26 protein-coding genes are annotated in these 25,560 nt (G+C 37.0%); 13 read left to right on the top strand and 13 right to left on the bottom strand.

Annotated elements, in window-relative coordinates; translation table 11 throughout:
• Positions 1 to 47 precede the first annotated feature (47 nt).
• Positions 48 to 689: a thiamine phosphate synthase gene (gene thiE, locus SJY37_RS12615; protein ID WP_379953154.1), complete on the top strand. Its 642-nt coding sequence runs from the start codon at positions 48 to 50 to the stop codon at positions 687 to 689.
• Positions 690 to 815: 126 nt separating this feature from the next.
• On the opposite strand, the gene SJY37_RS12610 is transcribed toward thiE, so the two are convergent.
• A complete protein-coding gene (locus tag SJY37_RS12610) occupies positions 816 to 1,007 on the bottom strand; it encodes a cold-shock protein (protein WP_298325079.1) in 192 nt (63 codons plus the stop codon).
• A 63-nt stretch (positions 1,008 to 1,070) separates the two neighbouring features.
• Positions 1,071 to 2,633, bottom strand: coding sequence for an SDR family NAD(P)-dependent oxidoreductase (locus SJY37_RS12605; protein WP_379953153.1), 1,563 nt, complete (start codon positions 2,631 to 2,633; stop codon positions 1,071 to 1,073).
• A gap of 161 nt (positions 2,634 to 2,794) precedes the next feature.
• Here SJY37_RS12605 and SJY37_RS12600 point away from each other — a divergent pair, with 161 nt between their 5' ends.
• The 6 genes from SJY37_RS12600 to SJY37_RS12575 all read left to right on the top strand — a co-directional run bounded on the left by SJY37_RS12600 (position 2,795) and on the right by SJY37_RS12575 (position 8,211).
• Positions 2,795 to 3,694: an EamA family transporter gene (locus SJY37_RS12600; RefSeq protein WP_339844470.1), complete on the top strand. Its 900-nt coding sequence runs from the start codon at positions 2,795 to 2,797 to the stop codon at positions 3,692 to 3,694.
• A 248-nt stretch (positions 3,695 to 3,942) separates the two neighbouring features.
• The gene (locus SJY37_RS12595) at positions 3,943 to 4,527 is read left to right on the top strand and encodes a TetR/AcrR family transcriptional regulator (RefSeq protein WP_298325070.1); all 585 of its coding nucleotides are present in this window, start codon (positions 3,943 to 3,945) and stop codon (positions 4,525 to 4,527) included.
• A 29-nt stretch (positions 4,528 to 4,556) separates the two neighbouring features.
• Positions 4,557 to 5,189 carry an NAD(P)H-dependent oxidoreductase gene (locus SJY37_RS12590; protein ID WP_339844472.1) on the top strand — a complete coding sequence of 211 codons (633 nt, stop codon included), beginning with the start codon at positions 4,557 to 4,559 and terminating at the stop codon, positions 5,187 to 5,189.
• Between the two features lie 12 nt (positions 5,190 to 5,201).
• Positions 5,202 to 6,200 carry an NADP-dependent oxidoreductase gene (locus SJY37_RS12585; RefSeq protein ID WP_379953152.1) on the top strand — a complete coding sequence of 333 codons (999 nt, stop codon included), beginning with the start codon at positions 5,202 to 5,204 and terminating at the stop codon, positions 6,198 to 6,200.
• 35 nt (positions 6,201 to 6,235) lie between these two features.
• Positions 6,236 to 7,396 (top strand): iron-containing alcohol dehydrogenase, encoded by a 1,161-nt coding sequence (locus SJY37_RS12580; protein ID WP_379953151.1) that lies wholly within the window; start codon positions 6,236 to 6,238, stop codon positions 7,394 to 7,396.
• A gap of 8 nt (positions 7,397 to 7,404) precedes the next feature.
• Entirely contained in the window at positions 7,405 to 8,211 is an 807-nt protein-coding gene (locus SJY37_RS12575) for a type 1 glutamine amidotransferase domain-containing protein (RefSeq protein ID WP_013752116.1), read from the top strand.
• Positions 8,212 to 8,354: 143 nt separating this feature from the next.
• Here the strand turns inward: SJY37_RS12575 and SJY37_RS12570 are convergent, their stop codons facing one another.
• Both SJY37_RS12570 and SJY37_RS12565 read right to left on the bottom strand, forming a co-directional pair.
• Complete coding sequence (locus tag SJY37_RS12570) at positions 8,355 to 10,847, bottom strand: ABC transporter permease (RefSeq protein ID WP_379953364.1); 2,493 nt, start codon at positions 10,845 to 10,847, stop codon at positions 8,355 to 8,357.
• 47 nt (positions 10,848 to 10,894) lie between these two features.
• Positions 10,895 to 11,584 carry an ABC transporter ATP-binding protein gene (locus tag SJY37_RS12565; protein WP_298325055.1) on the bottom strand — a complete coding sequence of 230 codons (690 nt, stop codon included), beginning with the start codon at positions 11,582 to 11,584 and terminating at the stop codon, positions 10,895 to 10,897.
• 26 nt (positions 11,585 to 11,610) lie between these two features.
• Between SJY37_RS12565 and SJY37_RS12560 the strand changes: the two genes are divergently transcribed.
• Together SJY37_RS12560 and SJY37_RS12555 are read left to right on the top strand one after the other, a co-directional pair.
• Positions 11,611 to 12,360, top strand: coding sequence for an arylesterase (locus tag SJY37_RS12560; RefSeq protein WP_298325052.1), 750 nt, complete (start codon positions 11,611 to 11,613; stop codon positions 12,358 to 12,360).
• A gap of 174 nt (positions 12,361 to 12,534) precedes the next feature.
• Positions 12,535 to 13,275, top strand: coding sequence for an SDR family oxidoreductase (locus SJY37_RS12555; protein WP_298325049.1), 741 nt, complete (start codon positions 12,535 to 12,537; stop codon positions 13,273 to 13,275).
• Positions 13,276 to 13,340: 65 nt separating this feature from the next.
• On the opposite strand, the gene SJY37_RS12550 is transcribed toward SJY37_RS12555, so the two are convergent.
• From SJY37_RS12550 to SJY37_RS12525, 6 genes are all read right to left on the bottom strand, one after another.
• Entirely contained in the window at positions 13,341 to 15,368 is a 2,028-nt protein-coding gene (locus tag SJY37_RS12550; RefSeq protein WP_298325046.1) for a M13 family metallopeptidase, read from the bottom strand.
• 45 nt (positions 15,369 to 15,413) lie between these two features.
• Positions 15,414 to 15,983: a hypothetical protein gene (locus tag SJY37_RS12545; RefSeq protein ID WP_298325043.1), complete on the bottom strand. Its 570-nt coding sequence runs from the start codon at positions 15,981 to 15,983 to the stop codon at positions 15,414 to 15,416.
• A 109-nt stretch (positions 15,984 to 16,092) separates the two neighbouring features.
• Positions 16,093 to 16,929: a phospholipase A gene (locus SJY37_RS12540; protein WP_298325040.1), complete on the bottom strand. Its 837-nt coding sequence runs from the start codon at positions 16,927 to 16,929 to the stop codon at positions 16,093 to 16,095.
• Positions 16,930 to 17,028: 99 nt separating this feature from the next.
• Positions 17,029 to 18,369, bottom strand: coding sequence for a DEAD/DEAH box helicase (locus SJY37_RS12535; RefSeq protein WP_298325037.1), 1,341 nt, complete (start codon positions 18,367 to 18,369; stop codon positions 17,029 to 17,031).
• A 79-nt stretch (positions 18,370 to 18,448) separates the two neighbouring features.
• Positions 18,449 to 18,898, bottom strand: coding sequence for a KTSC domain-containing protein (locus SJY37_RS12530; protein ID WP_108878813.1), 450 nt, complete (start codon positions 18,896 to 18,898; stop codon positions 18,449 to 18,451).
• A gap of 156 nt (positions 18,899 to 19,054) precedes the next feature.
• Positions 19,055 to 19,246, bottom strand: coding sequence for a cold-shock protein (locus tag SJY37_RS12525; RefSeq protein ID WP_108878812.1), 192 nt, complete (start codon positions 19,244 to 19,246; stop codon positions 19,055 to 19,057).
• 423 nt (positions 19,247 to 19,669) lie between these two features.
• Between SJY37_RS12525 and SJY37_RS12520 the strand changes: the two genes are divergently transcribed.
• Positions 19,670 to 19,996 carry a hypothetical protein gene (locus SJY37_RS12520; RefSeq protein WP_379953150.1) on the top strand — a complete coding sequence of 109 codons (327 nt, stop codon included), beginning with the start codon at positions 19,670 to 19,672 and terminating at the stop codon, positions 19,994 to 19,996.
• 214 nt (positions 19,997 to 20,210) lie between these two features.
• A complete protein-coding gene (locus SJY37_RS12515; protein WP_204161779.1) occupies positions 20,211 to 20,522 on the top strand; it encodes a YtxH domain-containing protein in 312 nt (103 codons plus the stop codon).
• Positions 20,523 to 20,591: 69 nt separating this feature from the next.
• On the opposite strand, the gene SJY37_RS12510 is transcribed toward SJY37_RS12515, so the two are convergent.
• Positions 20,592 to 21,524, bottom strand: a complete 933-nt coding sequence (locus SJY37_RS12510; protein ID WP_379953149.1) for an EamA family transporter — start codon at positions 21,522 to 21,524, stop codon at positions 20,592 to 20,594.
• Positions 21,525 to 21,685: 161 nt separating this feature from the next.
• Here SJY37_RS12510 and SJY37_RS12505 point away from each other — a divergent pair, with 161 nt between their 5' ends.
• Both SJY37_RS12505 and SJY37_RS12500 read left to right on the top strand, forming a co-directional pair.
• Complete coding sequence (locus SJY37_RS12505; protein ID WP_379953148.1) at positions 21,686 to 22,258, top strand: Crp/Fnr family transcriptional regulator; 573 nt, start codon at positions 21,686 to 21,688, stop codon at positions 22,256 to 22,258.
• 50 nt (positions 22,259 to 22,308) lie between these two features.
• Positions 22,309 to 23,064 (top strand): acyl-CoA desaturase, encoded by a 756-nt coding sequence (locus SJY37_RS12500; protein WP_108878808.1) that lies wholly within the window; start codon positions 22,309 to 22,311, stop codon positions 23,062 to 23,064.
• Here the strand turns inward: SJY37_RS12500 and SJY37_RS12495 are convergent.
• On the bottom strand, positions 23,061 to 23,561 hold the full coding sequence (locus SJY37_RS12495) for a peptide-methionine (S)-S-oxide reductase (protein ID WP_298325011.1): 501 nt from the start codon (positions 23,559 to 23,561) through the stop codon (positions 23,061 to 23,063). The two genes, SJY37_RS12500 and SJY37_RS12495, sit on opposite strands and share 4 nt — an antisense overlap.
• Positions 23,562 to 25,049, bottom strand: a complete 1,488-nt coding sequence (gene mqo / locus SJY37_RS12490; protein ID WP_298325009.1) for a malate dehydrogenase (quinone) — start codon at positions 25,047 to 25,049, stop codon at positions 23,562 to 23,564.
• Positions 25,050 to 25,560: the final 511 nt, after the last annotated feature.

Genomic DNA, 25,560 nt, shown 5'->3' with positions numbered 1-25,560 from the left:
CTAGATTACTATATAACTGTTTTACGTAGTTATTAAATAAGAAGAATATGATTCCAAAACTTCATTACATATCGCAAGGAAGCTCACTCAAAGAGCACATAGAACATATACAAAAAGCATGTAATGCCGGAGCTGAGCTCGTGCAACTCCGTGTAAAAGATTGTTCTCAAAAAAAACTGCTTGCCATTGCACAAGAAGCTAGAGAGATTACCGCTCATTTCCAAACGCGATTAATTATTAATGATGATTATAAACTTGCCAAAGAGGTTAAAGCAGACGGAGTACATCTAGGAGGTACAGATGCCTGCCCTATCTCTGCTAGGAAGCACTTATACACTTGGCAAATAATAGGTGGGACGGCACATACTTTACAAGATTGTGAGGCACTTATTGAGAAGCAAGTAGATTATATAAGTCTAGGGCCTTACAGCACTACTACCACAAAAGAAACTACAGCAAGCACGCTGGGTGTTTCTGGTTACAAAGCAATTATAGAAGAACTGGGTACCACTACTCCTATTCTTGCCGTGGGAGGAATCACACTTGATGATGTTACAAAAATTTTGGAGGCTGGTATAGATGGTATTGCCGTTTCAAAAGCGATAACGATAGATTTCAATAGCATTCGCTCGTTTAATGAGTTGCTCAGTGCTTCTTCTACACAAGAGCAGCGACACACTTTTAAATAAGAGTTAGTTACTTGTGACATGCGTTACGCATTAGAGGTACGCTTTCGCGAAAGCATAAAAAGTCCATAACAACAAAAAGCCCATCTAAATAAATAGATGGGCTTTTTTAAAAACTTAAAGTATGTATTAGATAACTTTTACGTTTACTGCGTTTAAACCTTTGTTACCTTCTTGAAGATCAAATTCAACTTGGTCACCCTCGCGAATCTCATCGATTAGTCCTGAAATGTGTACAAAGTGATCTTTTTCAACACCTTCTTCTGTAATAAAACCAAATCCTTTGGTATCGTTGAAAAATTTTACTGTTCCGTTACTCATAATAATATTTATTTAATAATTAGTAATCGATATTCAATTACGCTGCAAAAATACAACTTTTAATTACCAATCTATAGGGAAATAGTCTTTTAAAAATTTTCCAGACCAATGTTTACCTGTATTGATACCATCAATAAGTGGGTCCATCACCCTAGCAGCACCGTCTACGATGTCTAATGGTGGTTGAAAGTCATGTACTTCTACTTTCTTTTTTGATAGCTCTGCAGGGTCCTCATCTGTCACCCAGCCCGTATCTACGGCGTTCATATAGATCCCAGACTTAGCAAAAGTGGCAGAAGACGTGTGTGTAAGCATGTTTAATGCTGCCTTTGCCATATTAGTATGTGGGTGTCTATCTTCCTTTTTAAAGCGGTGAAATTTACCTTCCATAGCAGATACATTTATGATATGCTTTTGTCCAGTATCTTCCTTCATCATAAGGTTAGACAAGCGATTACATAAAACAAAAGGCGCCACAGCATTTACTAGCTGTACTTCTACCATCTCCGTAGTTTCTATCTCGCCTAGCTTTAATCGCCAGCTATTAGTCTTACGTAAATCTACTTGTTGTAAATCTGCATCTAGTTTTCCTTCTGGAAAGACTTCGCTAGTTTGTAACGAATTATCAAAACTATAAGGAATCTGAGAAAGCTCTGCCGAGTTGCGCAGTCCTATTCCTGGCTCAGGTCCATGCCAAGTAACTGGCAATACATTATTCTTACTAGTTTTTGCAGTACTCACACTTAAGTCTGATAACTCCTGCAAGCAGGTAATGTGATCTTGTAAGAGTGGCTGTGCGAGCTTAGGAAGTTGATCAACGGGTAGTTTTTCATTTTCCATTAAGTGAAAATAGAATCCAGATGGCCTACGCACCGTTTGTGCCGCATTATTAATTAAGATATCTAGTCTATCATATTTCTGCTCTATATAATTACAAAATATCTCTACACTTGGTATATGACGTAAGTCAAGACCATGGATATGCAAGCGATCACTCCAATCACCATAATCTTCTTCCTTTGCATATCGTATTGCGCTATCTGCAGGGAAACGTGTGGTTGCCACAACCGTCGCACCAGAACGCAATAGCATGAGAGTTATATGATAACCTATTTTTAATCTTGAGCCTGTTATTACAGCTACTTGCCCATTTAAATCGGCTGTTTGAAAGCGTTTTGCATAATTAAGATCACCACATGAAGTACACATGGTGTCATAAAAGTGGTGCAGCTTTGTATACACTGCTTTACACACGTAGCAATTTCTTGGAGACTCAAGTTCTGGAGTGTCTTCTGGGATTGCAGCTGCGCCCAGTAACTTAGGAGCAACAAAAAGCGAAGCTTCTCTAGCAGATCGTATTCCAGTGGTTTTACGAGCGTGCTTATCTCTAGTAATCATCTTACGTTTGGCAGCCTTCTTTGCGTCTTTCCTCCTACGCTGAAACTCATCTCTATTAGGGCGAGATAACATTCCTGAAGCCTTGAGAAGCGCTGTGCGCTGTTCTTCTGGAAGCTCAAAAAGCTGATTCGTATCGGCTACTAGTTGCTGCAATGTATTTATACATGCATCAATTTCTTGTTGAGAGAGACTTTTATCTTGGGTATTTTTACTTTGATCTTCGGGCATAATGAACTGCAAACAGATTTTTTGCAAAGGTAATTATACTCTTTTGACCTTTTCTTTAAAAGTGGGTGTTATATTATGTATTTGGGTTACGCTTTCGCGAAAGCTTTGAGAATCCTCAATACTACGCACTTTAAAATCTTACAAAAAAGTATATTCGCGCCATGTGGATGTATTTAGGCTTACTAGCCGCACTTTTTCTTGGATTACACAACTTAGCAAAGAAACATGCAGTACAAGGTAACGAGGTGTTACCAGTATTGCTAGGCACACTTTGTGCTGGTTTTGTATTAATACTTCCATTTTTTATAGGTTCAAGATTTTTTCCAGAATACACTAAGGAAATAGGGTTTTACATCACTCCTATTCCGTGGAAAACACACGGTTTTATCATTATCAAGTCCATGATTATGACTGCCTCATGGATACTGGCTTATCAAGCCTTAAAACATTTACCTATCACCATAGTCACTCCTATACGATCTGCTGGACCGTTTTTTACATTTATAGGTGCAATTTTTATATATAGAGAGCAACCGAATGCTCTACAATGGGTAGGTTTCTTTGTGATTATTCTATCAGTAATTCTGTATGCAAATATTGGTAAGAAAGAAGGGATTCACTTTAGAAAGAATAAGTGGATTTTTGCCATTATAGGTGCTACTTTCCTAGGAGCCTCCAGCGGATTGTACGACAAGTTCTTAATTCAGAATCTATCTCTTAATCCTCAAACGTTGCAGTTTTGGTTTTGCTGGTATACTATTTTGATGTTACTAGCCATTCTAGCGATTACTTGGTTTCCCAAAGCCGAAAAAAGACAAGCCTTTACCTTTAGGTGGACCATTATAGCAGTAGGTGTACTACTACAAACCGCCGATTATTTTTATTTTAAAGCGCTACAAGATCCAGATGCGCTTATCATGTTACTCTCTGCAATAAAACGTAGCCAACTTATCATTGCCGTAGTTATAGGTGGTCTTGTATTCAAGGAAAAGAATAAACGTAAGAAACTAGTTCCGCTCGCAGGTATTTTGCTTGGTGTCTTCCTTATTTTGTATTCTTAGTGAGGTAAGGTTCGGTTATCATTGACTGGTGTTAGTCTGTAGCTCATGCTTAAACTTAATTAAATAGTGTACTTTTTTCACGCTTTCGCGAAAGCGTAACATCACACCTATACGCCTTCTTAGTTATTAAACCTGCTCTGTTTACAAACCATAATTAATACTCCTAATTCTCTTGTTAAATTAAATGTTTGTTAAAAAAGAATGAACGTTCATTTTTGATACTATCTTTGCACCAGCAATAAGATAACATGGCAAAACTTCAAAAAAGTATAGATAAACGTAATGCGCTTGTAAAGGCGACCATCGAGCTTGTAAACAATAACGGTTTTCACGCTACTCCTATGAGTAAAATTGCCAAAATGGCAAACGTTTCTCCTGCCACTATCTATTTATATTTTGAGAATAAGCAAGACCTCGTAAATAAAACATATATAGAAGTTAAGGCTTCTTATACAGAATATGCATTTGCCTCTTACGACGCCACGCTGCCAGTAGAATCAGGTTTTGAGTACATCTGGAAGCGCATTGCAGATTTTAAATTAAAGGAATGTGAAAAAGCAATGTTTCTTGCTCAGTGTGATAACACTCCTATGATTGATGAGGAAAGCAGACAAGAAGGAATAAAGCACTTACAGCCCCTACTCGACTTATGGGAACGCGGTAAAAAGGAAGGAATTATCAAACCATTATCAGATTTTATACTATACGCATATGCAATTAATCCGCTTTCATTTTTAATGATGACCCAAAAGCGAGGAGCCTTTCAATTAGATAAAACTCACATGGAAGAAGCTTATCAATCTGCATGGAGTAGTATTAAAGTATGTCAATAAAAAACAACAAGAAACCAAATAATAAGAATATGGATTTATTAGATAAGTTAAACTGGAGATATGCCGCAAAGGCAATGAATGGTGAAAAAGTAGCCGAAGATAAAATTGAAAGAATTTTAGAAGCTACAAGACTTGCTCCTACTTCAAGCGGACTACAACCTTTTGAGGTTATGGTAATTAAAAATCAAGACATTAAAGAACAAATTAGACCTGTAGCATGGAACCAGTCTGTAGTTACGGATTGCTCACACTTGTTAGTTTTTGCTGCTTGGGATACATATACTCCTGAGAGAATCAACTACATGTTTGATCTTACTAATGATATAAGAGGATTTAAAAATGAAGGATGGGAAAACTACCGCCAGATGTTATTAGATTCTTACCCACAAAAAGATGAGCAAGAAAACTTTGAGCACGCTGCGAGACAAGCATATATCGCTTTTTCGCATGCAATCATCGCTGCAGCTTATGAAAATGTAGATGCAACACCACTAGAAGGTTTTGACGCTACAGAAGTAGATAAAATATTAGGCTTACGCGAAAAGGGTTTACGTAGTGCAGTATTACTTCCTTTAGGATACAGAAAAGAAGATGAAGACTGGCTAGTAAATCTTGTAAAGGTGAGAAAGCCTATGGAAGATATGGTGACTGTAATAGAGTAAAAAGATATAGCGATGACTAAAAGTATATTATTAAAAAGTAGACCAGAAGGAACACCATCTTTATCAAATTTTGAATTTGTTACAGATGAAAAAAACTTATCTGCTGGTTCTGGTGAAATCTTAGTAGAAGCAGCATATGTTTCTGTAGATCCTTATTTAAGAGGTAGAATGAGTGATGCAAAGTCATACATTGCACCCTTTGAAATAGGTAAACCTATACACTCTGGTGTAGTTGCAAAAGTAACAGCATCTAATAATGACGCTTTTAAAGAAGGTGATTATGTTTCGGGAATGCTAGATTGGGCAACTGCTCAAGTGCACACTGGAGAAGGATTGCTTAAAGTAGATCCATCAAAAGCTTCATTAAGTGCGTACCTAGGTATTTTAGGAATGACTGGACTTACAGCTTTTCTAGGGTTACATGAAATAGGAAAACCTGTAGCTGGAGAAACGCTCGTAGTTTCTGGTGCAGCCGGAGCTGTAGGTAGTGTTGTAGGTCAGATTGGAAAAATCTTAGGACTACGCGTAGTAGGAATTGCTGGAACTGATGAGAAGGTAGCAATGCTTAAAGACAAATTTGGCTTTGACGCAGCTATCAATTATAACACTACAGATGATATGGCGGCGGCAATAAAAGCTGCAGCGCCAGATGGTGTAGATGTTTACTTTGATAATGTAGGTGGACCCATCTCTGACGCAGTGCTCGTAAATATTAATCGTTTTGCAAGAATGATTATTTGTGGAGCAATCTCTGTGTACAACAATACAGAAATACCAATGAGTATGGGTGTACAGCCGTTTTTAGTTAAAAATAGCGCACTAATGCAAGGTTTTATTGTCTCGAACTATGCAGAGAAATTTCCTGAGGCTATGAAACAACTGGCTACTTGGTTATCTGAAGGTAAACTTACTTACACGGAAACTGTAGTAGAAGGTTTTGAAAGTATCCCAACAGCTTTTATTGATTTATTTGAAGGTAAAAACAAAGGGAAAATGGTCGTAAAGATCTAAAGATTATTGAAAGAAAAAAGAAAAAGAAAAGTACGATGAACAATTTTGAATTTAAGAATCCGACTAAAGTCATCTTTGGAAAGGATACGATTGCAAAGCTAAGTGAAGAGATTCCTGCAGATGCTAAGGTGCTATTATTATATGGTGGTGGAAGTATCAAGAAAAATGGAATTTACGACCAAGTAAAAACAGCGCTATCAAATGTAAATGTTACTGAGTTTGGAGGTATCCCTGCAAATCCTGAGTATGCAGTACTTATGGAAGCGTTAGAGGTAATTAAAGACAAAGAAATTACATATTTACTTGCTGTGGGTGGTGGTTCTGTAATTGATGGAACTAAGTTTTTATCTGCAGCAGCTCTTTATGAAGGAGATACGCCTTGGGATATTCTTACTCAGAATATCAAAACTGAGAAAGGAATGCCTTTTGGAACAGTATTAACACTACCAGCTACAGGGTCTGAGATGAACTCAGGATCTGTAATTACGAGAAAGGAAACGCAAGAGAAGCTTGCTATGGGAGGTCCAGGATTATTTCCAGTATTTTCTATCTTAGATCCGCAGGTTATTACTTCTATTCCAGAACGCCAGCTAGCAAATGGTCTTACAGACGCATTTACCCACGTTCTTGAGCAATATATGACGTACCCTATAGGTGCGCGTTTACAAGATCGTTTTGCCGAGAGTATCTTACAAACATTAATCGAGGTAGCTCCTACTGTTATTAAAGACCCAACAGATTACAAAGCCGCAGCAGATTTTATGTGGAGTTGTACCATGGCTCTTAATGGATTAATTCAAAAAGGAGTGCCTACAGACTGGGCGGTACATGCCATTGGTCATGAACTAACAGCAATGTTTGGTATAGATCACGCACGCACGCTAGCAGTTATTGCTCCTAGTCACTATAAATTCAATTTTGAAGCTAAGAAAGAGAAGCTTGCTCAATATGCAGAACGTGTATGGAACGTCACAGAAGGTAGTGTAGATGACAAAGCCTATGCTGCTATCGAAAAGACAGAGGCATTCTTCAAAGAATTAGGAATAGATACTAAGCTCTCAGATTACACAGAAGATTACGAAGGAACTGCTGAGAAAATTTCGAAGCGATTTACAGATCGTGGCTGGGAAGGATTAGGAGAACACCAATCACTAACTCCAGATAATGTGGAGAAAATAGTCAAAATGGCTTACTAATAACAATTATGAAGATTATACAATCACTAGCACTTGTGCTAACTATTATCACAGCAACAAGCTGTAAGGAATCAAACACTAAAACAACTTCTGAAAAAGTTTCGGAAGTAACAACAGAAACCAAAAAAGAAAAAGAAATGAACGTTTTATTTGTATTAACATCACACGACCAACTAGGAGACACTGGAAAGAAAACAGGATTTTGGGTAGAAGAATTTGCTGCACCATATTACTCGTTACTTGACAAAGGTGTAAACATTACAATCGCAACTCCAAAGGGAGGAGCTGCACCTATAGATCCAAGTAGTGACTCTCCAGACGCTGCAACAGAAGCTACAGAGCGTTTTGACAAAGACGAAACTGCAAAAAACCTTATCGCAAATACAAAAGTACTTGCAGATATGAATGCAGACGATTTTGACGCTGTATTTTACCCAGGAGGTCACGGACCATTATGGGATCTTGCAAATGACGCAAAATCTATCGCACTTATTGAAAAATTCAATAGTCAAGACAAGCCAGTTGCTTTCGTATGTCACGCTCCAGCTGCATTAAAAGATGTAAAAGGAACTGATGGAAACCCATTAGTACAAGGGAAAAAAGTAACAGGATTTACTAACACTGAAGAAGAGGCTGTACAACTTACTGAGGTAGTACCTTTCTTAGTAGAAGACATGCTAACTAAAAACGGTGGTATCTATTCTAAAAAAGAAGATTGGGCTGCATATGCAATCCAAGATGGAAACCTTATTACAGGTCAAAACCCAGCTTCATCAGAACTAGTAGCAGATAAATTATTAGAGAGCATCAAGTAATTGATTTCATTCTAAAAAGTAAAAAGGTTGCCAAATGGCAACCTTTTTTTATGCGGTAAAGTGTGATAATCTTTAATTTGTTTGCTATAGAAGGGTTACGCTTTCGCGAAAGCGTAAAAACATAGAACATAGTGCTACACCTCCTACTCTGCCTTTCTAAGCACCTCAAGAGGAGAACTGCGCAATACACCTCCTATATTACTAAGGCCAATAAATACAACCAAAAACGTGATGCCAGGCAGAAATACTAAGAAGGGTATAAATGATGGAACAAATGGCTCTTTAAATACGAATATTGCTAGCATTAAACTACTTACTAATGCCAGTAAGATCCCAACTAAACTACCCAAAACACCTAAAAAAAAGTATTCAAATGCCGAAATCTTAAGAATCTGCTTGTTTTTTGCACCTAAAGTTCGCAGTAGTACGCTTTCTTTAATGCGTTGATATTTACTCGTACGTACAGAACCTATAAGTACGATGATCCCTGTAAGAATACTGAAGAATGCCATAAAATTGATTATCCACGAGACTTTGCTCAAGATATCTTCTACCACATTATAAACCTGTCTTAAATCAATAATAGAGACGTTAGGAAATGCCGTCACTAAATCCCGCTGTAATCCCGCCGATTTTTCTTTAGTATCTGCATATGTAGTTAACACGTTAAATTGAGGAGCATTCTCAAGTACACCCTTTGGAAAAACGATGGAGAAATTGAGTTGTAATCGTGCCCAATCAACCTTGCGTATACTTCCCACAGTAGTTTCCATAAGCACTCCTTGCACATTAAAAACAATAGGATCACCTACAGTCACATTTGCATCATTTGCAAGATTATCAGAGATGGAAATTTTTATAGGTTCGTTAGGTGCTATAGCTTCTATCCACTCCCCTTCCACAATTTCTTCTGATGCTATAAGCTCATCCCTGTAAGTAGTTCTAAACTCATGGTTGAGAATCCACTTACGTATTTGTGCGGTACTATCTGTACGTAAGGTGTTTACTAGAATTCCATTAATACTGTGCATACGCATAGTCACTAGCGAAATATTATCAATAACTTGTAAATCATTAGTTTTGAAAGTAGTGGCTACCTCCTCAACTTGATCTGGCTGGACGTCTAGCGTAATGATATTTGCACTATTTGAAGTGTTGCCTACTTCCGTTTTGGCAAGTAATATATCCTTTGTAAAATAAAGTGTACTTATTAAAAAAGTGCCTAAACCTATGGCTACCATCAATACTAAGGTTTGATTATTAGGTCGGTATAAATTAAGCAGACTTTGGCGCATGGTGAATGATGCCTTCTTGGGGAAGTATTTCTTAACGATGAGCATCGTACCTCTTGCTACTCCAGCTAAAACAGCAAATGTCACGACAACACCGCCTACAAAAGCGAGTGCGAATAAACCATCCTTTAATAACCAAAAGGAAAATAAATACAGTGATACCAAAATAAGCCCTACGACCACTAATCTAGCTTTTGCACTTTCTTGATTAGATGTTTCAGTCACTCTTAACACATCTAATGGAGACACATACCAAATACGAATAAGTGGTAATAGCGCAAATAAAACAGACATAAATAAACCAAGTAATACTCCCATGATGAGTGGCTGTATGGAAATATTTATGGTCACATCAAAAGGTAAAAACTCTTGCAGGATATAAGGGAATAACTCTTGTAGACCTGCGCCTATGATGGTGCCTATGATTCCACCTATTAATCCAATGCCAGCTATTTGTATCAGAAAAATTAAAAAACTCTGTTTTCTAGATGCTCCCATGCACTTCAAAACAGCGATAGCTTTCAGTTTTTCTTTGATATAGATATTTACAGAACTAGCGATGCCTACGCATCCCAATAAAAGTGCTATAAATGCTGCAAGGTTGAGAAATGCTCCTACATTCTCGTATCGCTGTCCTAAGCGCGCACTGGTACTTGTATGGGTATCTATGTCCGCATTTTCTAATTTGAGAATTGGATCTATGTTTTTTTCTAAAGCTTCAAGATCTATGGACGGTGCTTTATAAAAAAATTGATATTCCTTACGACTACCAAACTGCAATAGCTCCGTCTCTGCGATAAAGCGATTAGGGATTATTACGGGCGGTGCAACAGAACTTGATACGGCACTACTTCCTGGCATAGATATTAACTCCCCAATGATAGGCAACGTGATCGCTCCTACTTTGATAGAATCTCCAGGAACCACATTGTACTGTAACATAAGAGTTGCGTCAACGAGAGCTCCGCCATTAACCTGATAACTAGCTCCTGCGTTTACGGGATTAGTTTGCATAGTTCCATAAAATGGAAAATCACCTTCTAGACCTCTTACTCGTACCAGTTTTGTTCCTCCATTTTTAGGAAACGCAATCATAGATACAAAGTTCACCTCTGATGCATCTGGTTGAAGCGAGTCTATGATAGCTTGAGCACGCTCGCTTGGAGCTTGTCTACTGTCAATGATATAATCTGCCCCCATGAGGGTTTTAGATTGTCGCTGTATATTTTCTGTAAGATTCTGGCTAAATAGCTGAATGGAAACCACCGCTGCAATTCCTAATATGATGGAAGCCATAAAGAGCAACAAACGCACTTTACTTGCCTTAGCATCCCGCCATGCCATTTTAAACAACCAACTTGTAGCTGCCTTAGTGATTAGTTTTGGATTATTCAAGATGCTGCGGTGCGTTCGTTAGTTAAAATTTGACCTCCTTTTAATCGTAAGATTTGTTGCGTTCTATTTGCTAGATCTAAGTCGTGTGATATAATCACTAAGGTAGTTCCGGCACTTTTGTTTAGTTCAAAAAGGAGTTTTATCACTTTTTCGCCAGTTTCTTCATCAAGATTTCCCGTAGGTTCATCTGCAAAAAGTATCGATGGCTTATTTACGAAAGCTCGTGCAAGAGCGACACGCTGTTGCTCTCCACCAGAAAGTTGGGAAGTATAATGATCTATACGATCAGCTAGACCTACCTGCTCCAGTAGTTCTTTTGCACGTGTACTAGCATTCTTGTCTCCCTGAAGTTCAAGAGGTACACTCACATTCTCTATGGCAGTAAGTGTTGGTAATAGTTGGAAATTCTGGAAGATAAAACCTACTTCTTTATTACGTAATGCAGCACGCTCATCTTCGTTTAATGCACTTAAGTCATGACCGCATAACTCAACAGTACCAGCATTAGGCTGGTCAAGACCTGCACATAAACCTAGCAGAGTCGTTTTACCACTACCTGACGGACCTATGATAGAAAAAGTTTGACCCTCTTCTACTTCAAAATCTATATTTTGTAATACGGTGAGCTGTTTTGAGCCGCTGGTATACGTCTTTTCTAGCCCGCTTATCTTTAATATCTTTGACATGCTTCCTTAAATAAATACAACTAATTATGTTCTCTATAAAATTAACACAATGGTCTTTAAAAAGCTCACAGTCGCTACAATACATTATCACAAAGTTTAGTATTGTTATAATGTCGATTTCCTTCGCTTCATGTAACAGTAATACGGCGACAAAAGAACAAGTTGTACAAGAGCCCACAATAGCGGTTTCTCAAGAAGAGGTACATGATTCAAAAAACACACTACTCTTCTTTGGAGATAGTATTACTGCTGGCTATGGACTAGATGATACAAATGATGCCTATCCAGCACTCATCCAAAATAAAATAGACAGTCAAAACTTAGATTATGAGGTTATAAATTCAGGATTAAGCGGAGAAACCAGTGCAGGTGGTCGAAGCAGGATAGATTGGATACTAAATCAACCTATAGATGTATTTGTGCTAGAACTTGGTGCAAATGACGGCTTACGAGGTGTTGCTGTAGAAGAAACCAGAGAAAACCTTCAAGCTATTATTGATGCTGTACGCGCCAAAAGTCCGTCTACTACTATTGTTCTTGCTGGAATGCAACTGCCTCCTAATTTTGGAGAAGTGTATACATCTAATTTCAAAAACATGTTTTTAGAACTTGCTACCTCAAATGATATAAGCTTGATTCCTTTTATTTTAAAAGATGTAGGTGGTATTAAAGCTCTTAATCAAAATGATGGTATTCATCCTACAGAAGAAGGTCATGAGATTGTTGCCGAAACTGTCTGGGAAATCCTAGAAGAGCTTCTCACCAAAAAGCAATAAAAAGTATTGATTATCAGTTATTTGAAAATATAAGTATCTCGTTATATCATCAATTGCATCTTGTCATTTTACAACGCTCTAATGCGTTAAAACACTCTTATCACCTTCTTAAAATACCATTAAGACCCATGGTAAAGCTGTAAAGTCCACTTAATTTTATAAAAAAACAAAATTATGGAACTTACAAATAAGACAATTATCATAACAGGAGCATCAAGTGGTATAGGTGAAGCAACCGCACACAAACTAGCATCACACGGTGCAAATGTGGTATTAATGGCTCGTAGTGAAGATAAATTGCAAGAGCTACAAAAAGCAATTACAGATAATGGTGGAAAAGCGATTGTAGCAACAGGTGATGTAACAAGCAAAGAAGATTTTGATAAAGGTGTTGCTGCCGTGGTAAAAGAATATGGCAAAGTAGACGGCCTTATTAATAATGCAGGATTAATGCCATTATCTTTTGTAGAAAAGCTCAAAACAGATGAGTGGATGCAAATGGTAGATGTAAATATAAAAGGAGTATTAAATGGAGTTGCAGCCGTTTTACCAGAACTTAAAAAGAATAAAGGAGGCCATATCATAAACATATCTTCCATGGCAGCACACCGCTATTTCCCAGGTGGGGCTGTGTATTGCGCTACAAAGAGCGCCGTAAAGATGTTTTCTGAAGGACTACGTCAAGAGCTAGCTCCAGAATATGGAATTAATGTTACCTCTATCGAGCCAGGCGCAGTAAGCACTAGCCTTACTGAGACAATCACAGATGAGGACGTTAAGGAAATGATGGAAGGAATGCAAGAAATGACAACGCTAGAAGCAGAGGATATTGCAAATGCTATTTACTACTCTTTAAGCCAGCCAGCGCGTGTCAATATTAATGATGTGTATATTGTGCCAAGTGAGCAAAAATAAGCTTAGATAAGAATTACAATCGAAATAATGTAGGGTATGCTTTCGCGAAAGCATACCCTATTTTTTTACCAGATATGTATACGCTGCTCCTCGGTCTTAAAGTTCTCTTGTCCTTCAGTAACATTAAAGGCTTCGTAAAAAGGCGTAAAGTTCATTAATGGTCCGTTTACACGCCACATAGGTGGTGAGTGTGGGTCTGTAGCAACATAGTTACGCAAATACTCATCTCTTGTCTTTACTCTCCATATGCGAGCTACAGACATGAAAAAACGTTGATTAGGAGTATATCCGCCTATAGAGATAGTATCTTTTCCTTGCTCCGTCATTTTAAAAGCATCATAAGCAATTGCGATTCCGCCATTATCTGCAGTGTTCTCACCTACTGTGAGTGCTCCTTTAAGATGCACACTGTCTAAAACGGTAAAAGAATCATACTGCTCGATAATTTGCTGCGTCTTTGCCTTAAATTTTGTGTAGTCATCATCCGTCCACCAGTTTGTTACATTTCCATCTTTGTCATACTGCGCTCCTTGATCATCAAAAGCATGTGTAAACTCATGTCCTATTACCATACCTATACCTCCATAATTTACAGCATCATCTGCATAAAGATCAAAATAAGGCGGCTGTAAGATTCCTGCAGGAAACACTATTTCATTAAGAGATGGGTTATAATATGCTGTAACAGTGGATGGAGTTGTACCCCATTCATCACGATTAGGCGCTTTATTCAATTGTTTAAGTTCGTAGTCATAACTATCTTTACGCAAGTCTACTACATTTTCAAAAAACTGCTCCTTGTCGATTGACACATTATACTCGCGCCATACATCTGGATATCCTATTTTCTTGTTGATGGCATATAGCTTTTCTTTAGCTTTTACTTTAGTGCTATCACTCATCCATGCTAGGTTTTCAATGCGAACTTCAAGTGCGCTTTGAAAATTATTTACAAGCTCGAGTGCTCTCTTTTTTGCATCCTCATTGAAGTAACGCTTAACATATAATTGTCCTAATGCAAACCCAATTTGCCTGTCTACATTGCGCACCATACGTTTAGATCGAGATTGTTGCTCAGACTGTCCAGATATCACCTTAGTATAAGCAAATGCCGCATCTTGAAAAGGAGTGCTCAACATAGTATCATGACTGCTTATAGAGTGTGCTTTTAGATATAATTTCCATTCCGCTAGTGGCACACTTGATAACATGCTATTTAATGCATCATAATATGCGGGCTGTCTAACGTCAAGCGAGTCTACGCTTGCTCCTAAGTTCTCTAGCATTTTTGACCAACCTATAGCAGGTTGTTTAGCCGCTAGATCTTCAACTGAAAACTTATTGTAGTTATCCTTTATGACTCTGCGCTCGATACGTGTTTTATGAGCGCTAGCAAGTTGTTTTTCTATGCTGTATACTGTTTCCGCTTTCGCGAAAGCGTTATCCTCACCCACTAATTCAAATAGTGTAGCTAAGTACTTTTTATAAGCTTTTTGAATTGCTTTTGACGAGCCATCTTCATTGAAATAATAATCACGGTCAGGTAATCCCAAACCAGTCTGACCAACATGCAAAATATTAATCTTACTATTTTTTTGATCTGGAGATATGTAAGGAGCTATTACTGAATAATCTCCGCTCATAATTTGCGTGCTCACAAAGTGCATCATCTCTGAAACATTACTAATGGACTCAATTCGATTGAGAATAGGTTTCATAGGTTCAATCCCTCGTTTATCAATACTCAAAGTATCCATACCAGAAGCATAAAAATCACCTACAAGTTGCTCTACAGAACCTTTGATATGTGTTTCTGTTGAGACTTCTTCTAAGATATTCTTTAATAACTCTTGCTGCGGAATATTTAAAAATCTGTAAGCCCCTACTCCTACTTGATCATCTGCAATAACGGCATTATCATACCATGTTTTATTGACATGATTGTAGAAATTATCCCCAGGCGCAATGGAGGTATCTATTCCATCAAAGGCGATGGCTTGTTGCTTTTTCTGAGCTTCGTCTTGACCGTCATTCTTAGTATTGCAAGAAATTACCAAAACAGCAATGACTGCCGAATAAATGAGATTTTTCATAATGTTATACTTTTAATCTGGATACAATCAATGTAAGAATTAAAATTAATCTTCTGATCCCCAAGGTGCGTCTGGAGTTTCTATAGGATTTGTGAGATCCATAACCACTGTAAATAGTCGATCTGTACCCAGTCTTCTTAAATTATATGTAAATGAAGTTTCATCTACGGTGATCCACCATACATTAGTCGCTGCTCCCGGAATCATTTGCTGTGTGTGGACATCTGCAGGAAAAAATTGAATATTAGCTTTTCCAGCATTACTAGCAGTACCTCCATAGAAGTTTACATCATCCTCGCTGCCATCTTCATGACGATGATCATGTTTTAATGAGATAATACCGTCATTCATAGTAAGTATCCACGTACGTGACTTATCATCACCTACAAAAAACGGAATTCTAATCTCGTTTTCATTGCAAGAACGTACATGCATAGTGAGTTGTTTACCTCCAAAGGCTTTATCTTCTTTAGGTTTTTCAAGTACTCCTTGATATGCTTTACCACAATGCGCCTTGAGCGTATCCCAAAATTGTTGAGAAGGTACATCTGATTGAGCAGAGGCAGAAAATGAAATTAAACCGATTACGAGGAGAAAAAGAAGATTTTTTATCATTCTCAAATGTAATTAAATTCCAGATGGCTTAGATTATATCATAATCATTAAGAATCTATATTATAAAAAAATGATACAATTTCTCAATTACTAGTCTCGTTAGAATCTTCTATTTTCTATTTCTAAACCAATTAAACTCTGTACTCTTAATCACATAGCCTAGTCTGATAATACTACTAGATTTTTGAAAATCAAGTAATGACTCTGCTTGACCTAAATACCACTCAAGCATGATGTATTGGTTAAGTTTACTTGTTTTAAAAGGGTTGTAATATAATCTAGAGCGCACTACACCTCTGCCATCAAAACCTAGTCCTTTGCGTAGCATAAGATTTAACGTGAGCTTATCATGCTTAATCTCATGATTAATATGCACTTCCCCTACTCCTACATAGTCTAATAAGTCTGCATTACTTTCTTGGTAACCAAAAGGCAACCAGAGCTCAAATCGTGCTGTAGTATTTTTAAAAAGAGGTGTTGTGTATCCAGCGGTAATACGATTCCAACTGCGAGAAGATATACTGTCTCTACCGTTAGACTCATGCTCAAATTCAAGTGATGCTATACCTCTTAATTGATTATCCTTATTGAAAATCGCTTTACCTATCGCGATAGACGGATTAAAATTCACATCTCTAAAAGGTAATGACTCCTTATAAATATTCCAGAATGCCTTTTGTGTATACGTCAAGTATAAATAAGACTCGAAGGGAAGTAAATCTCTCGAGATAATTTGCTTGAAACTTACTTGATACTTAGCATCTGCGCTATTGCGATCTATATCTCTATTAGTAGGTAAGCCCGTTACAAAGTAATTGTCTTGGTAACTAGAAAATGAAGGCAAGCCCTGTAAAGAGTCATTAAACTTATCACGTGTGATTTCTTGTCCAAAAGAAACGCCGTAAGATAACAGTAGAACAATTATGAGTAGTTGTTTTTTCATCATTTTAAGATATGAAATTACTAATGTAAAAGCTAAGCTATGGTAATTTGGATACTTAAACCGACTTAACAGAAGAAAACAACAGCTTCTTGTCTTTAAAACTTATTTTTTCTTCTTCTTTTTTGGAAGTGCCTTAGGTTCGATACTTTTAAGAGCAGATGCAATGCGCTCTGCCATAAGTTTATCAATAAGTTCGTCCTTTGTCAAGTGATGAAACACTGCGTGAACGCTTTCTTTTAGCTCCGCAGCAATTTCTCTGTTAGGCTTCGTTTTGAAGATTTTCTTGGCCCAAAGTACCGTATTATTATCCTCAATTTGTTGTGGTGACGCTTTCGCGAAAGCGGAAAAAGAAATACCAAGCTCATGTTCAAACTCAGGAATCTCCTTTACTTCCTCTTCTTGTAAAATAGTAAGCGCATATCCCGTTGCACCAGCACGAGCTGTACGACCACTTCTGTGTACATACATATCGTAAAATTCTGGAAGGTGGTAATTTACTACGTATTCAACACCCTTCACATCAATACCTCTAGCAGCAAGATCTGTTGCTACAAGAATGTCAATGTGCCCTTCTCTAAACTGGCCCATCATACGGTCACGTATAGGCTGGCTCAAACTTCCATGGATTGCACCAGAGGAAAATTTATTAATCGCTAGATTTTTGGCTAGTTTGTTTACTGCTGCTTTTGTTTTACAAAAGATGATACCTCTCTGCCCTATTCTTGAGTTCAAGAAATGCATTAAAACATCTAGTTTTTCAATAGGCTCAACAACTACATATTCATGTGTAATTTTCTGACTACCTAGGGTTGCCATTTCGGCGCTAACTTCTATTGGGTTTTTAGAAAGGTAATTCTGTACTATTTGTTTAATTGCTCCTGGCATGGTAGCAGATAATAGAAAAGTCCTTCTATTATTAGGCATAGCAGTAACAATCGTATCTAGACTATCTTTAAGAGAGCTTACCATCTCATCTGCCTCATCAAGCACAAGATAATTGGCTTGCGTGATATTGATAGCTTGGCGTTCCATAAGATCTATAAGACGTCCAGGTGTTGCTACAATAATTTGAGCAGGTTCCTTAAGTCGTTCTATCTGATCTTTTACAGGTACACCTCCATAAAAAACGGCAGTGCTTACCTCAGGAAGATGTGCAGCAAGTGCCGCAATGTTAGATTGTATTTGTTGCCCTAATTCCCTTGTAGGTACAAGAATAACTGCTTGCGTAGTTGGGTTAGTGCGATCTATAAGCTGTAATAACGGTACCCCAAAGGCTACCGTTTTCCCAGTCCCAGTTTGTGCGAGCGCTATGACATCTTTTTTAGACGTGAGCATTGCAGGTATAGTCTGCTGCTGTATATCTGTAGGAGAAGTAATCTCTAGTGATTTTAAGGCTTCTTGGATAGTATCCATTACACCTAATGCTGTGAAAGTACTTGTCATAGTCTCAATATTAATTAAATAATAATCTCCTATTTACTGTAATGTACGATGACTATCTCAGTAAAAGGATGTAGTAATCTTATGCTTCTTGTAAGTGTCTTTTAGACTTACGGTAGTTATGCTTAGGGTAAATATTGCGCTTTGCAAAACGATTAAGGTTTCCAGCATTTACCATTTTAATATAAATAGGCTTCGTAACTCCAAAGTACTCATAAGTAGTCCCATCTGTAAATGTGATTTCTAGTAGTAATCCTTTGTGCTGGTAATCTGCGATAGCGGCATTTGTTATCGTCTCTGTGTAAGCTTCTAAGTTTGCAGCTTTGGTCTCTGGTGCCATGCTTACTAGAAAGTGGTAACCATCAATAATGCGACGGCTTTGTATCTCTGCTTCCTCTTGTTTTGCATCACCATCTTGAAATTTATCTGGGTGCCATTCTTTTACAAGGTTGCGGTAGCTCTTTTTGAGCATTTTAAGATCAATTTCTTTTTCAACTCCAAAGAGTTTCTTGTATTCATTTATTCTCTTCATAATCAGGGCTTTTATCAGAGCGCGAAAGTACTTCTTTTTAATGTAATTTAATAAATTATAAAAAGTTAATAGCAAGGACACTATAAATTAAGAGTAAACAAAAAAAAAGCCCGTCAGTTATGACGGGCTTTTCTCTTAATTGAAAGTATATATAACTTAGATAACTTTTACGTTAACTGCATTTAATCCTTTGTTACCTTCTTTAAGGTCAAACTCCACTTCGTCACCTTCTCTAATCTCATCGATTAATCCAGAAATGTGTACAAAATGGTCTTTTTCAACTCCTTCTTCTGTTATGAATCCAAAACCTTTAGTGTCGTTGAAAAATTTTACTGTTCCTTTACTCATTGTATTATAATTTAATTTATTAATACTTAGTGATAAACAAAGATGGTGCCACAATCTACAATCATCAATTTATATCCTATAACTCAAAATGCATCAAAGGTCATTTACTGTACTACAATAGGACACAATTCCTTTAAGATATTTTTTTGAAATAAAAATATAGTCTTTAAGAAGCACGATAGCAATAAAGTAATTTACAACTCGTAATGAACGCCTGCATAAATATCTGTAAATAAAATAATTACCACTAATTTAAACGCATTACAACAAACTTAAATTGCATAGGTTTTTAAAGGATTTTTAATAGTTCTGGACAACAGACCATTATTACATTTATCGTTAAACTATTTATAAAACGTTCAGCCTTAGATTTTTGTTAACACTTTAGATTTTAAATTTACGAAACCAAAAACATCAAAAGCTATGCAACACTCAAACAATACCATCTTAAAAAGTCTCAATGATTTAATTGAATACTCAACAGATTTTAGATTTCAACGTAGTGCTAGCTTTCAACAGCTTCACATTGCATTGATCAAACATTTTTTTAATGCATCATCTGTTGTTTTAGATATTGATACAAATAGCGTTTGCTTAGGAATAGATGTACTAAAAAAAGGTGCCGAAGTGACTATAGCGTTTGATAATCTAGAAAAATTCTTAAAGTCATGTATTCGCAATAAGCCAACTAACATGGCATTTTATAAAAATATACTTCACTACTACGCAAGTAATGCGGCAGTAGCTTAATAGTAATTAAAAGCGGTTCTTATTGAGTCGTTTTTTTTATGCTTTCGCGAAAGCGTAAAATCAAAAAATAGCATACACCTCCCACTTGTTAGTTCTTAAAAAACAGGTGTTTATTGCCAAAAATGTATTAATTAAAACACAATCTAATCATAGTTTTATTGCTAGCTCAGATTAGTCATTATCTTTATATAACAACAATCAAACCCACTTAATTATGAATAATAACACAAAAGGTATACTAGGACTAATCGCTGTAGCAGCAGGAGCTTTAGGATTATATAAATACAAGAAAATGTCTCCTGAAGAGAAAGCAGCTTTAAAAGACAAAGCAAGAAAAGCTGGAGACACTCTAAAAGAAAGTTATAATGAAGTTGAAGATCAAGTGTCTGAAAAACTTACAAGCTTAAAAAATGCTTTAGAGCGTGAGACAGCCAAAGCTAAGAACTCCGTAAATAGAAATATAGATCATGCAGAAGATGTTATTGATATCACTGCAGAGAACATTGAAAAGACGGTAAAGTCTTAAGACGATTTCAAGTAAAAAAAAGTCCCATCTACACGATGGGACTTTTTTTGTTTCCAAGAAAGAGTGCGGTTATACCCTACCTCTTCTAAAACGCATCTTCTTTGTTTGCGTCTTATCATTTTTACGTACGCTATTTATAAAATATACACCGCTTAGCAAGACACATGCTGCAATAATAGACTGAGTAGTTACATTTTCATCTAGAAAATACCAACCTAAGAATAAAGCAACAACAGGATTTATATATGCAGAGGTTGCCACTTTTTCTGTTGAAACATTTTTAAGTAAGTAATTGAACGAAGTAAATGCCGCTATTCCTCCAAAAACAATAAGGCATACCATAGATATCTGTGCGCGCGAACTCCAATCTACCGGAGAGCTCCATGTTTCTCCTATAATGAAACTCCATGTCCACAATAAAATACCAGCACTTACCATTTGATAACCAGTAGTAATAAAAAAGTTTTTAGGTAAATCTGCTTGCGCTACAAACAAACTCCCTATACTCCAACTCAAAATACAGGTAAATATCATTATAATTCCTAGGGTTGCTCCTTCTTGCATCGCTATCTCCCTTTGAGAAACCAGTAAGTACATCCCTATTAGACCTAAAACTACACCAATAATTGATTTGAGCTTTAATCCCTTTTTCTGAACGATACGCATTAACAAAAGAATAGACAACGGCTGTAATGCTGCTAGTAGCGCGGCAAATCCGCTATCCACATACTTAAGTGACCATACAAAAACTCCGTTACCATACACGAGAAAGAAAAAACCAGCAAGTACAGAGTTACGCAGTTGTTTTCTTGTTATTTTAAGTGATTTACCGCTTAGTCCTACTATTAGAAATATAATAAGACCCGCAGTTGTAAAACGTAAACCGGCCAGCATAAATGCAGGAACTTCGCTTACTACAATTTTATTCCACAGATAAGTTGATCCCCAAAAAACATAAATAGAGAAAAAAGCGAGAATAGCTAGATAGGTTTCCTTCTTCATTATAAGGCCTTAAATAGTTTAAAATTTATAAGTTACGAACTTAGCTATTTTATGCATGCGGAGTATATCTTTATTTTTAAATAAAACAACAATAGAATTTGTAATTTATTCAAGTAAACTGCGCTCTTGAGTAGTATCTTTACTCTTATTTATAAACCATCTTGGACGAAATACGCACCTATATAAACCAGTTTGCTCCCGTATCTGATATAGATTGGCAACTTTTTACGTCAAAGCTTGTAGAGCGCACTTTCAAAAAGAAAGAAACCATTCTTAAAGCTGGTGTAACAGAAAACTATATTTCCTTTATTAAGGAAGGTTCTGTACGTTTATTTATACCAAAGGAATCATCAGATAAAGAAATCACCTTTGGTTTCTGCTTTGAAAACCAGTTTGTGAGTGCCTACGATTCATTTTTAGTTCAAAAACCATCTGATCACTCTGTACAAGCCCTCGAAGACACTGTGATTTTGAGCGTTTCATATAAAGATCTACAAGAAATTTACGAGAAAACTGCTATAGGCAATCTTATAGGCAGACTCACTGCCGAAAATCTTTTTATTACAAAATCAAAAAGACTACAATCACTCCTAGATCAAACTGCCGAAGAGCGTTATTTAAGCATCTTTAAAGAACGCCCTCAGTTACTTAAGGAAATTCCGCTTAAATATATAAGCTCTTACATAGGCGTGACACCACAGGCTTTAAGCCGCATACGCAAGCGTATTACTTGATACAGGTTCATTGTCTGGCATCATTTGTGAAAGTACCTTTGTAAAAAAAAATGCTTATAATATTCTTTATAGTAATCCTCTGGTATAGCGGGTTATTTTTTCAGTCATTCTTTCTCCATAGATATGCAGCTCACCAGACATTTACAATGTCTAAAACCACAGAAAAAATCACTTTTATATTAACCTGGCTTTTTCAAGGACCAAGTTACTTAAGTGCTTATGGTTATGGGATTATGCACCGTATGCATCATGCTTATACAGACACAGAAAAAGATCCCCACTCCCCTTCTTATGATGCAAACCTATTTGCAATGATGTGGAAGACTAAGACTATTTATCAAGATATAAATAATGATCGTATTGAGGTAGATCCTAAGTTTAAGAAAAACGTACCACAGTGGAAGAGTTTTGACAACTTCGCTAGCTCGCGCTTATCACGCTTACTTTGGGTAGGTTTATATATCGCTTTCTTTGCCGTGTTTGCAACAGCTTGGTGGCAATGGTTATTATTACCTGTTGCCTTTGCAATGGCTCCTATACATGGAGTTATTATCAACTGGTTTGGTCACATTCTAGGGTACACAAACTTCAAGACTAAGGACACTTCTAAAAATTTATTTCGCTTTGACTTCTTAATGATGGGTGAAGCATATCATAATAACCATCACAAATTTGCGGCTAGACCTAACTTTGGAGGGATACACTGGTATGAGATTGATGTTACTTATGTAATTATGAAAGTATTGCACCGCACAGGAGTGATAAAGATGAAACCTATCACGATAGACGTGCACTCGCACCATTAAAAATCGACCATTCTGTGAGCAAACGTGTTCTTAAGTTCCCCCAGCTTAGGTGATATGTAACGCTCACAGAAGGGTTTATTTGGGTTTTTCTGATAGTAATTTGTAATCTCTTCTCTTGAAGGATTAAAGTCTTTAAAAGGTATTACGGCAGTTATTATTTTCTCTTCGCTGCTTTTTTGTAATGTTTTTAATACCGCTTTCGCGAAAGCATTATCCTCCTCATCATAAACATACACCGCAGATCGATATGTATCTCGCATGCTGTGCATCTTTGTACTCTTATGCGTGAGAAGGTGAATTTCAATTAATACCTCCAGAGGTATAACATTCCTATCATAATGCACAATAACAGCTTCAGAAAAAGAAGCGTGTTCTCCCTCTGAAGCAATGTATCCTTGCTCTACAGTCTGAACACCACGCAAGGACTGGAACACCGCCTCTGTGCACCAGTGACAGCCACCTCCTAATCCTATTTTATAAATCTCCTTTTTTTGCAATTAGTCTAAATTTAATAAAGCAGACGTTCGTTTTAACTCTTGATTAAAGTGCTCCTTGGTTATCTCCTGCTTGTAGCTAGGTACAATCTCGCTTAATCGTTGTTTACCCTCAGCTGTTTCCATAATCTCTGGGAAGGCTTTCTCTAGTACGTCTAGCATAATTCTAGGCGCTGTAGACGCTCCTGGCGATGCACCAAGTAAACAAGTAATTTTCCCATCAGATCCGCTTACGATTTGAGTGCCAAATTCAAGCTTCCCTCCTGCAAATTCATCTCGTTTTATAGTCTGTACTCGCTGTCCAGCCACCTCTATGCGCCAGTCTTCATTCTTGGCATCTTTTATAAAGGTGCGTAAATCTTTCATGCGGTCGTCAAAGTTCATGGTGATCTGACCTATCAAGTATTTAGTCAAATCTAGATTGTGCCAGAAGGCACCTAGCATAGAAGGTATATTTTTAAAAGTAACACTATCAAGCAGGTCAAAATTAGATCCTTCCTTCAAAAATTTAGGACTAAAACCAGCAAAAGGACCAAACATTAATTGTCGCTCCCCATCTACGTATCTTGTATCTAGATGCGGCATACTCATAGGTGGTGCGCCCTCGCCTGCTTTGCTATAAACCTTTGCATAATGCTGATCTATGATTTCCTTGTTTTTACAAACAAGCCATTCTCCACTTACAGGGAAGCCTCCAAAACCATCTTTCTCTTCTATTTCAACAGTTTCTAGCAATAGCAAAGCACCACCACCAGCACCTATAAATATATGATCTGCCTCTATAGATTGCTTAGTTCCTGTTTTTAAATCTTTTGTAATTGCCGTCCAATTCCCATTTTCAAGCGGATCGAGATCCTTTACTTCTTTATGGAAATGAACAGGAGTATCAAATTCTGTTTCTAGAATCTCATATAATCGCTTTGTAAGAACGCCAAAGTTAACTTCTGTCCCTCGATCTATGCGCGATCCTGCCATTACCTCATCCTCTGTGCGCTCTCTCATGATAAGCGGGAACCACTCCTTCATTTTTGATACATTGCGAGTAAACTCAATAGTATCAAACATAAAGTGATCTTTAAACGCCTCATAACGCTTCTCTAGATAATCTGCGTTCTTTTCACCAGTCACCCAACTATGATGTGCTATAGGCTTTAAAAATGCCTGAGGATCCTCTATTAGACCTTCTTCTACGAGATGCGCCCAGAACTGTTTTGTGATTTCAAACTGTTCGCATATTTTAATTGCCTTATCAATAGATACAGAACCATCACTTTCTTCCGGGCAATAATTGAGTTCGCAAAGAGCAGAATGACCCGTTCCGGCATTATTCCAAGCAGCCGAACTTTCTTGAGCTACATCTCCAAGTCGTTCTAGAATTAAGATGCTCAAATCTGGTTTTAGCATCTTGGCCAGTAACGCCAGATTTGCACTCATAATTCCTCCGCCTACACAAATGAGGTCGTAATGTTGTTTTGGGATAGCTCCAGTCATAGTAAATTTTTACACTCTAAAGATATTAATAAGCTCGTTGAGTTTGAGTAAAACATCAAAAAAGAATGAGTCGGCAAAGATTCTAAATGATAACAATTACGCTTTCGCGAAAGCTTAAAAAGGCAACACAATAATCTCACATATATGATGAATTTAGTCTTTTAGTCTTGTCTAAAAATTAAGCTAATTCAGCAATCAAAATCCTCAAAAGGACTACTCTTTCCACTATGCAGTTATCATCATAAATTAACTTAAAATCTCTGATACCAATCTTAAATAGCTATTCTTTATAATTAAACAATAACTTTACAAATACTATGTAACTAATTGATTTTAATACTTTTGATATTATTTTAAACTCTATATAGACAACATCTATAGTTAGTAATTAATGATGATTCATTTACCATTGATTTGCTAAACAAAAGTCTTAAACAAGCATTATTTATTGAGTCTGAGGATTCAAAAATTAAGTCCACTTTGCTCACTATTCTGCTTTAGAATATTCCGA

Source organism: Dokdonia sp. R78006 (genome assembly GCF_042466145.1).
Taxonomy (GTDB): domain Bacteria; phylum Bacteroidota; class Bacteroidia; order Flavobacteriales; family Flavobacteriaceae; genus Dokdonia.
This window is presented reverse-complemented; position numbering and strand designations above follow the sequence as displayed.

Excerpts from the sequence above, each read along its gene's own strand:
- thiE (WP_379953154.1), top strand. The coding sequence starts at position 48 with ATGATTCCAAAACTTCATTACATATCGCAAGGAAGCTCACTCAAAGAG.
- SJY37_RS12610 (WP_298325079.1), bottom strand. The coding sequence starts at position 1,007 with ATGAGTAACGGAACAGTAAAATTTTTCAACGATACCAAAGGATTTGGT.
- SJY37_RS12605 (WP_379953153.1), bottom strand. The coding sequence starts at position 2,633 with ATGCCCGAAGATCAAAGTAAAAATACCCAAGATAAAAGTCTCTCTCAA.
- SJY37_RS12600 (WP_339844470.1), top strand. The coding sequence starts at position 2,795 with ATGTGGATGTATTTAGGCTTACTAGCCGCACTTTTTCTTGGATTACAC.
- SJY37_RS12595 (WP_298325070.1), top strand. The coding sequence starts at position 3,943 with ATGGCAAAACTTCAAAAAAGTATAGATAAACGTAATGCGCTTGTAAAG.
- SJY37_RS12590 (WP_339844472.1), top strand. The coding sequence starts at position 4,557 with ATGGATTTATTAGATAAGTTAAACTGGAGATATGCCGCAAAGGCAATG.
- SJY37_RS12585 (WP_379953152.1), top strand. The coding sequence starts at position 5,202 with ATGACTAAAAGTATATTATTAAAAAGTAGACCAGAAGGAACACCATCT.
- SJY37_RS12580 (WP_379953151.1), top strand. The coding sequence starts at position 6,236 with ATGAACAATTTTGAATTTAAGAATCCGACTAAAGTCATCTTTGGAAAG.
- SJY37_RS12575 (WP_013752116.1), top strand. The coding sequence starts at position 7,405 with ATGAAGATTATACAATCACTAGCACTTGTGCTAACTATTATCACAGCA.
- SJY37_RS12570 (WP_379953364.1), bottom strand. The coding sequence starts at position 10,847 with ATGGCATGGCGGGATGCTAAGGCAAGTAAAGTGCGTTTGTTGCTCTTT.
- SJY37_RS12565 (WP_298325055.1), bottom strand. The coding sequence starts at position 11,584 with ATGTCAAAGATATTAAAGATAAGCGGGCTAGAAAAGACGTATACCAGC.
- SJY37_RS12560 (WP_298325052.1), top strand. The coding sequence starts at position 11,611 with ATGTTCTCTATAAAATTAACACAATGGTCTTTAAAAAGCTCACAGTCG.
- SJY37_RS12555 (WP_298325049.1), top strand. The coding sequence starts at position 12,535 with ATGGAACTTACAAATAAGACAATTATCATAACAGGAGCATCAAGTGGT.
- SJY37_RS12550 (WP_298325046.1), bottom strand. The coding sequence starts at position 15,368 with ATGAAAAATCTCATTTATTCGGCAGTCATTGCTGTTTTGGTAATTTCT.
- SJY37_RS12545 (WP_298325043.1), bottom strand. The coding sequence starts at position 15,983 with ATGATAAAAAATCTTCTTTTTCTCCTCGTAATCGGTTTAATTTCATTT.
- SJY37_RS12540 (WP_298325040.1), bottom strand. The coding sequence starts at position 16,929 with ATGATGAAAAAACAACTACTCATAATTGTTCTACTGTTATCTTACGGC.
- SJY37_RS12535 (WP_298325037.1), bottom strand. The coding sequence starts at position 18,369 with ATGACAAGTACTTTCACAGCATTAGGTGTAATGGATACTATCCAAGAA.
- SJY37_RS12530 (WP_108878813.1), bottom strand. The coding sequence starts at position 18,898 with ATGAAGAGAATAAATGAATACAAGAAACTCTTTGGAGTTGAAAAAGAA.
- SJY37_RS12525 (WP_108878812.1), bottom strand. The coding sequence starts at position 19,246 with ATGAGTAAAGGAACAGTAAAATTTTTCAACGACACTAAAGGTTTTGGA.
- SJY37_RS12520 (WP_379953150.1), top strand. The coding sequence starts at position 19,670 with ATGCAACACTCAAACAATACCATCTTAAAAAGTCTCAATGATTTAATT.
- SJY37_RS12515 (WP_204161779.1), top strand. The coding sequence starts at position 20,211 with ATGAATAATAACACAAAAGGTATACTAGGACTAATCGCTGTAGCAGCA.
- SJY37_RS12510 (WP_379953149.1), bottom strand. The coding sequence starts at position 21,524 with ATGAAGAAGGAAACCTATCTAGCTATTCTCGCTTTTTTCTCTATTTAT.
- SJY37_RS12500 (WP_108878808.1), top strand. The coding sequence starts at position 22,309 with ATGCTTATAATATTCTTTATAGTAATCCTCTGGTATAGCGGGTTATTT.
- mqo (WP_298325009.1), bottom strand. The coding sequence starts at position 25,049 with ATGACTGGAGCTATCCCAAAACAACATTACGACCTCATTTGTGTAGGC.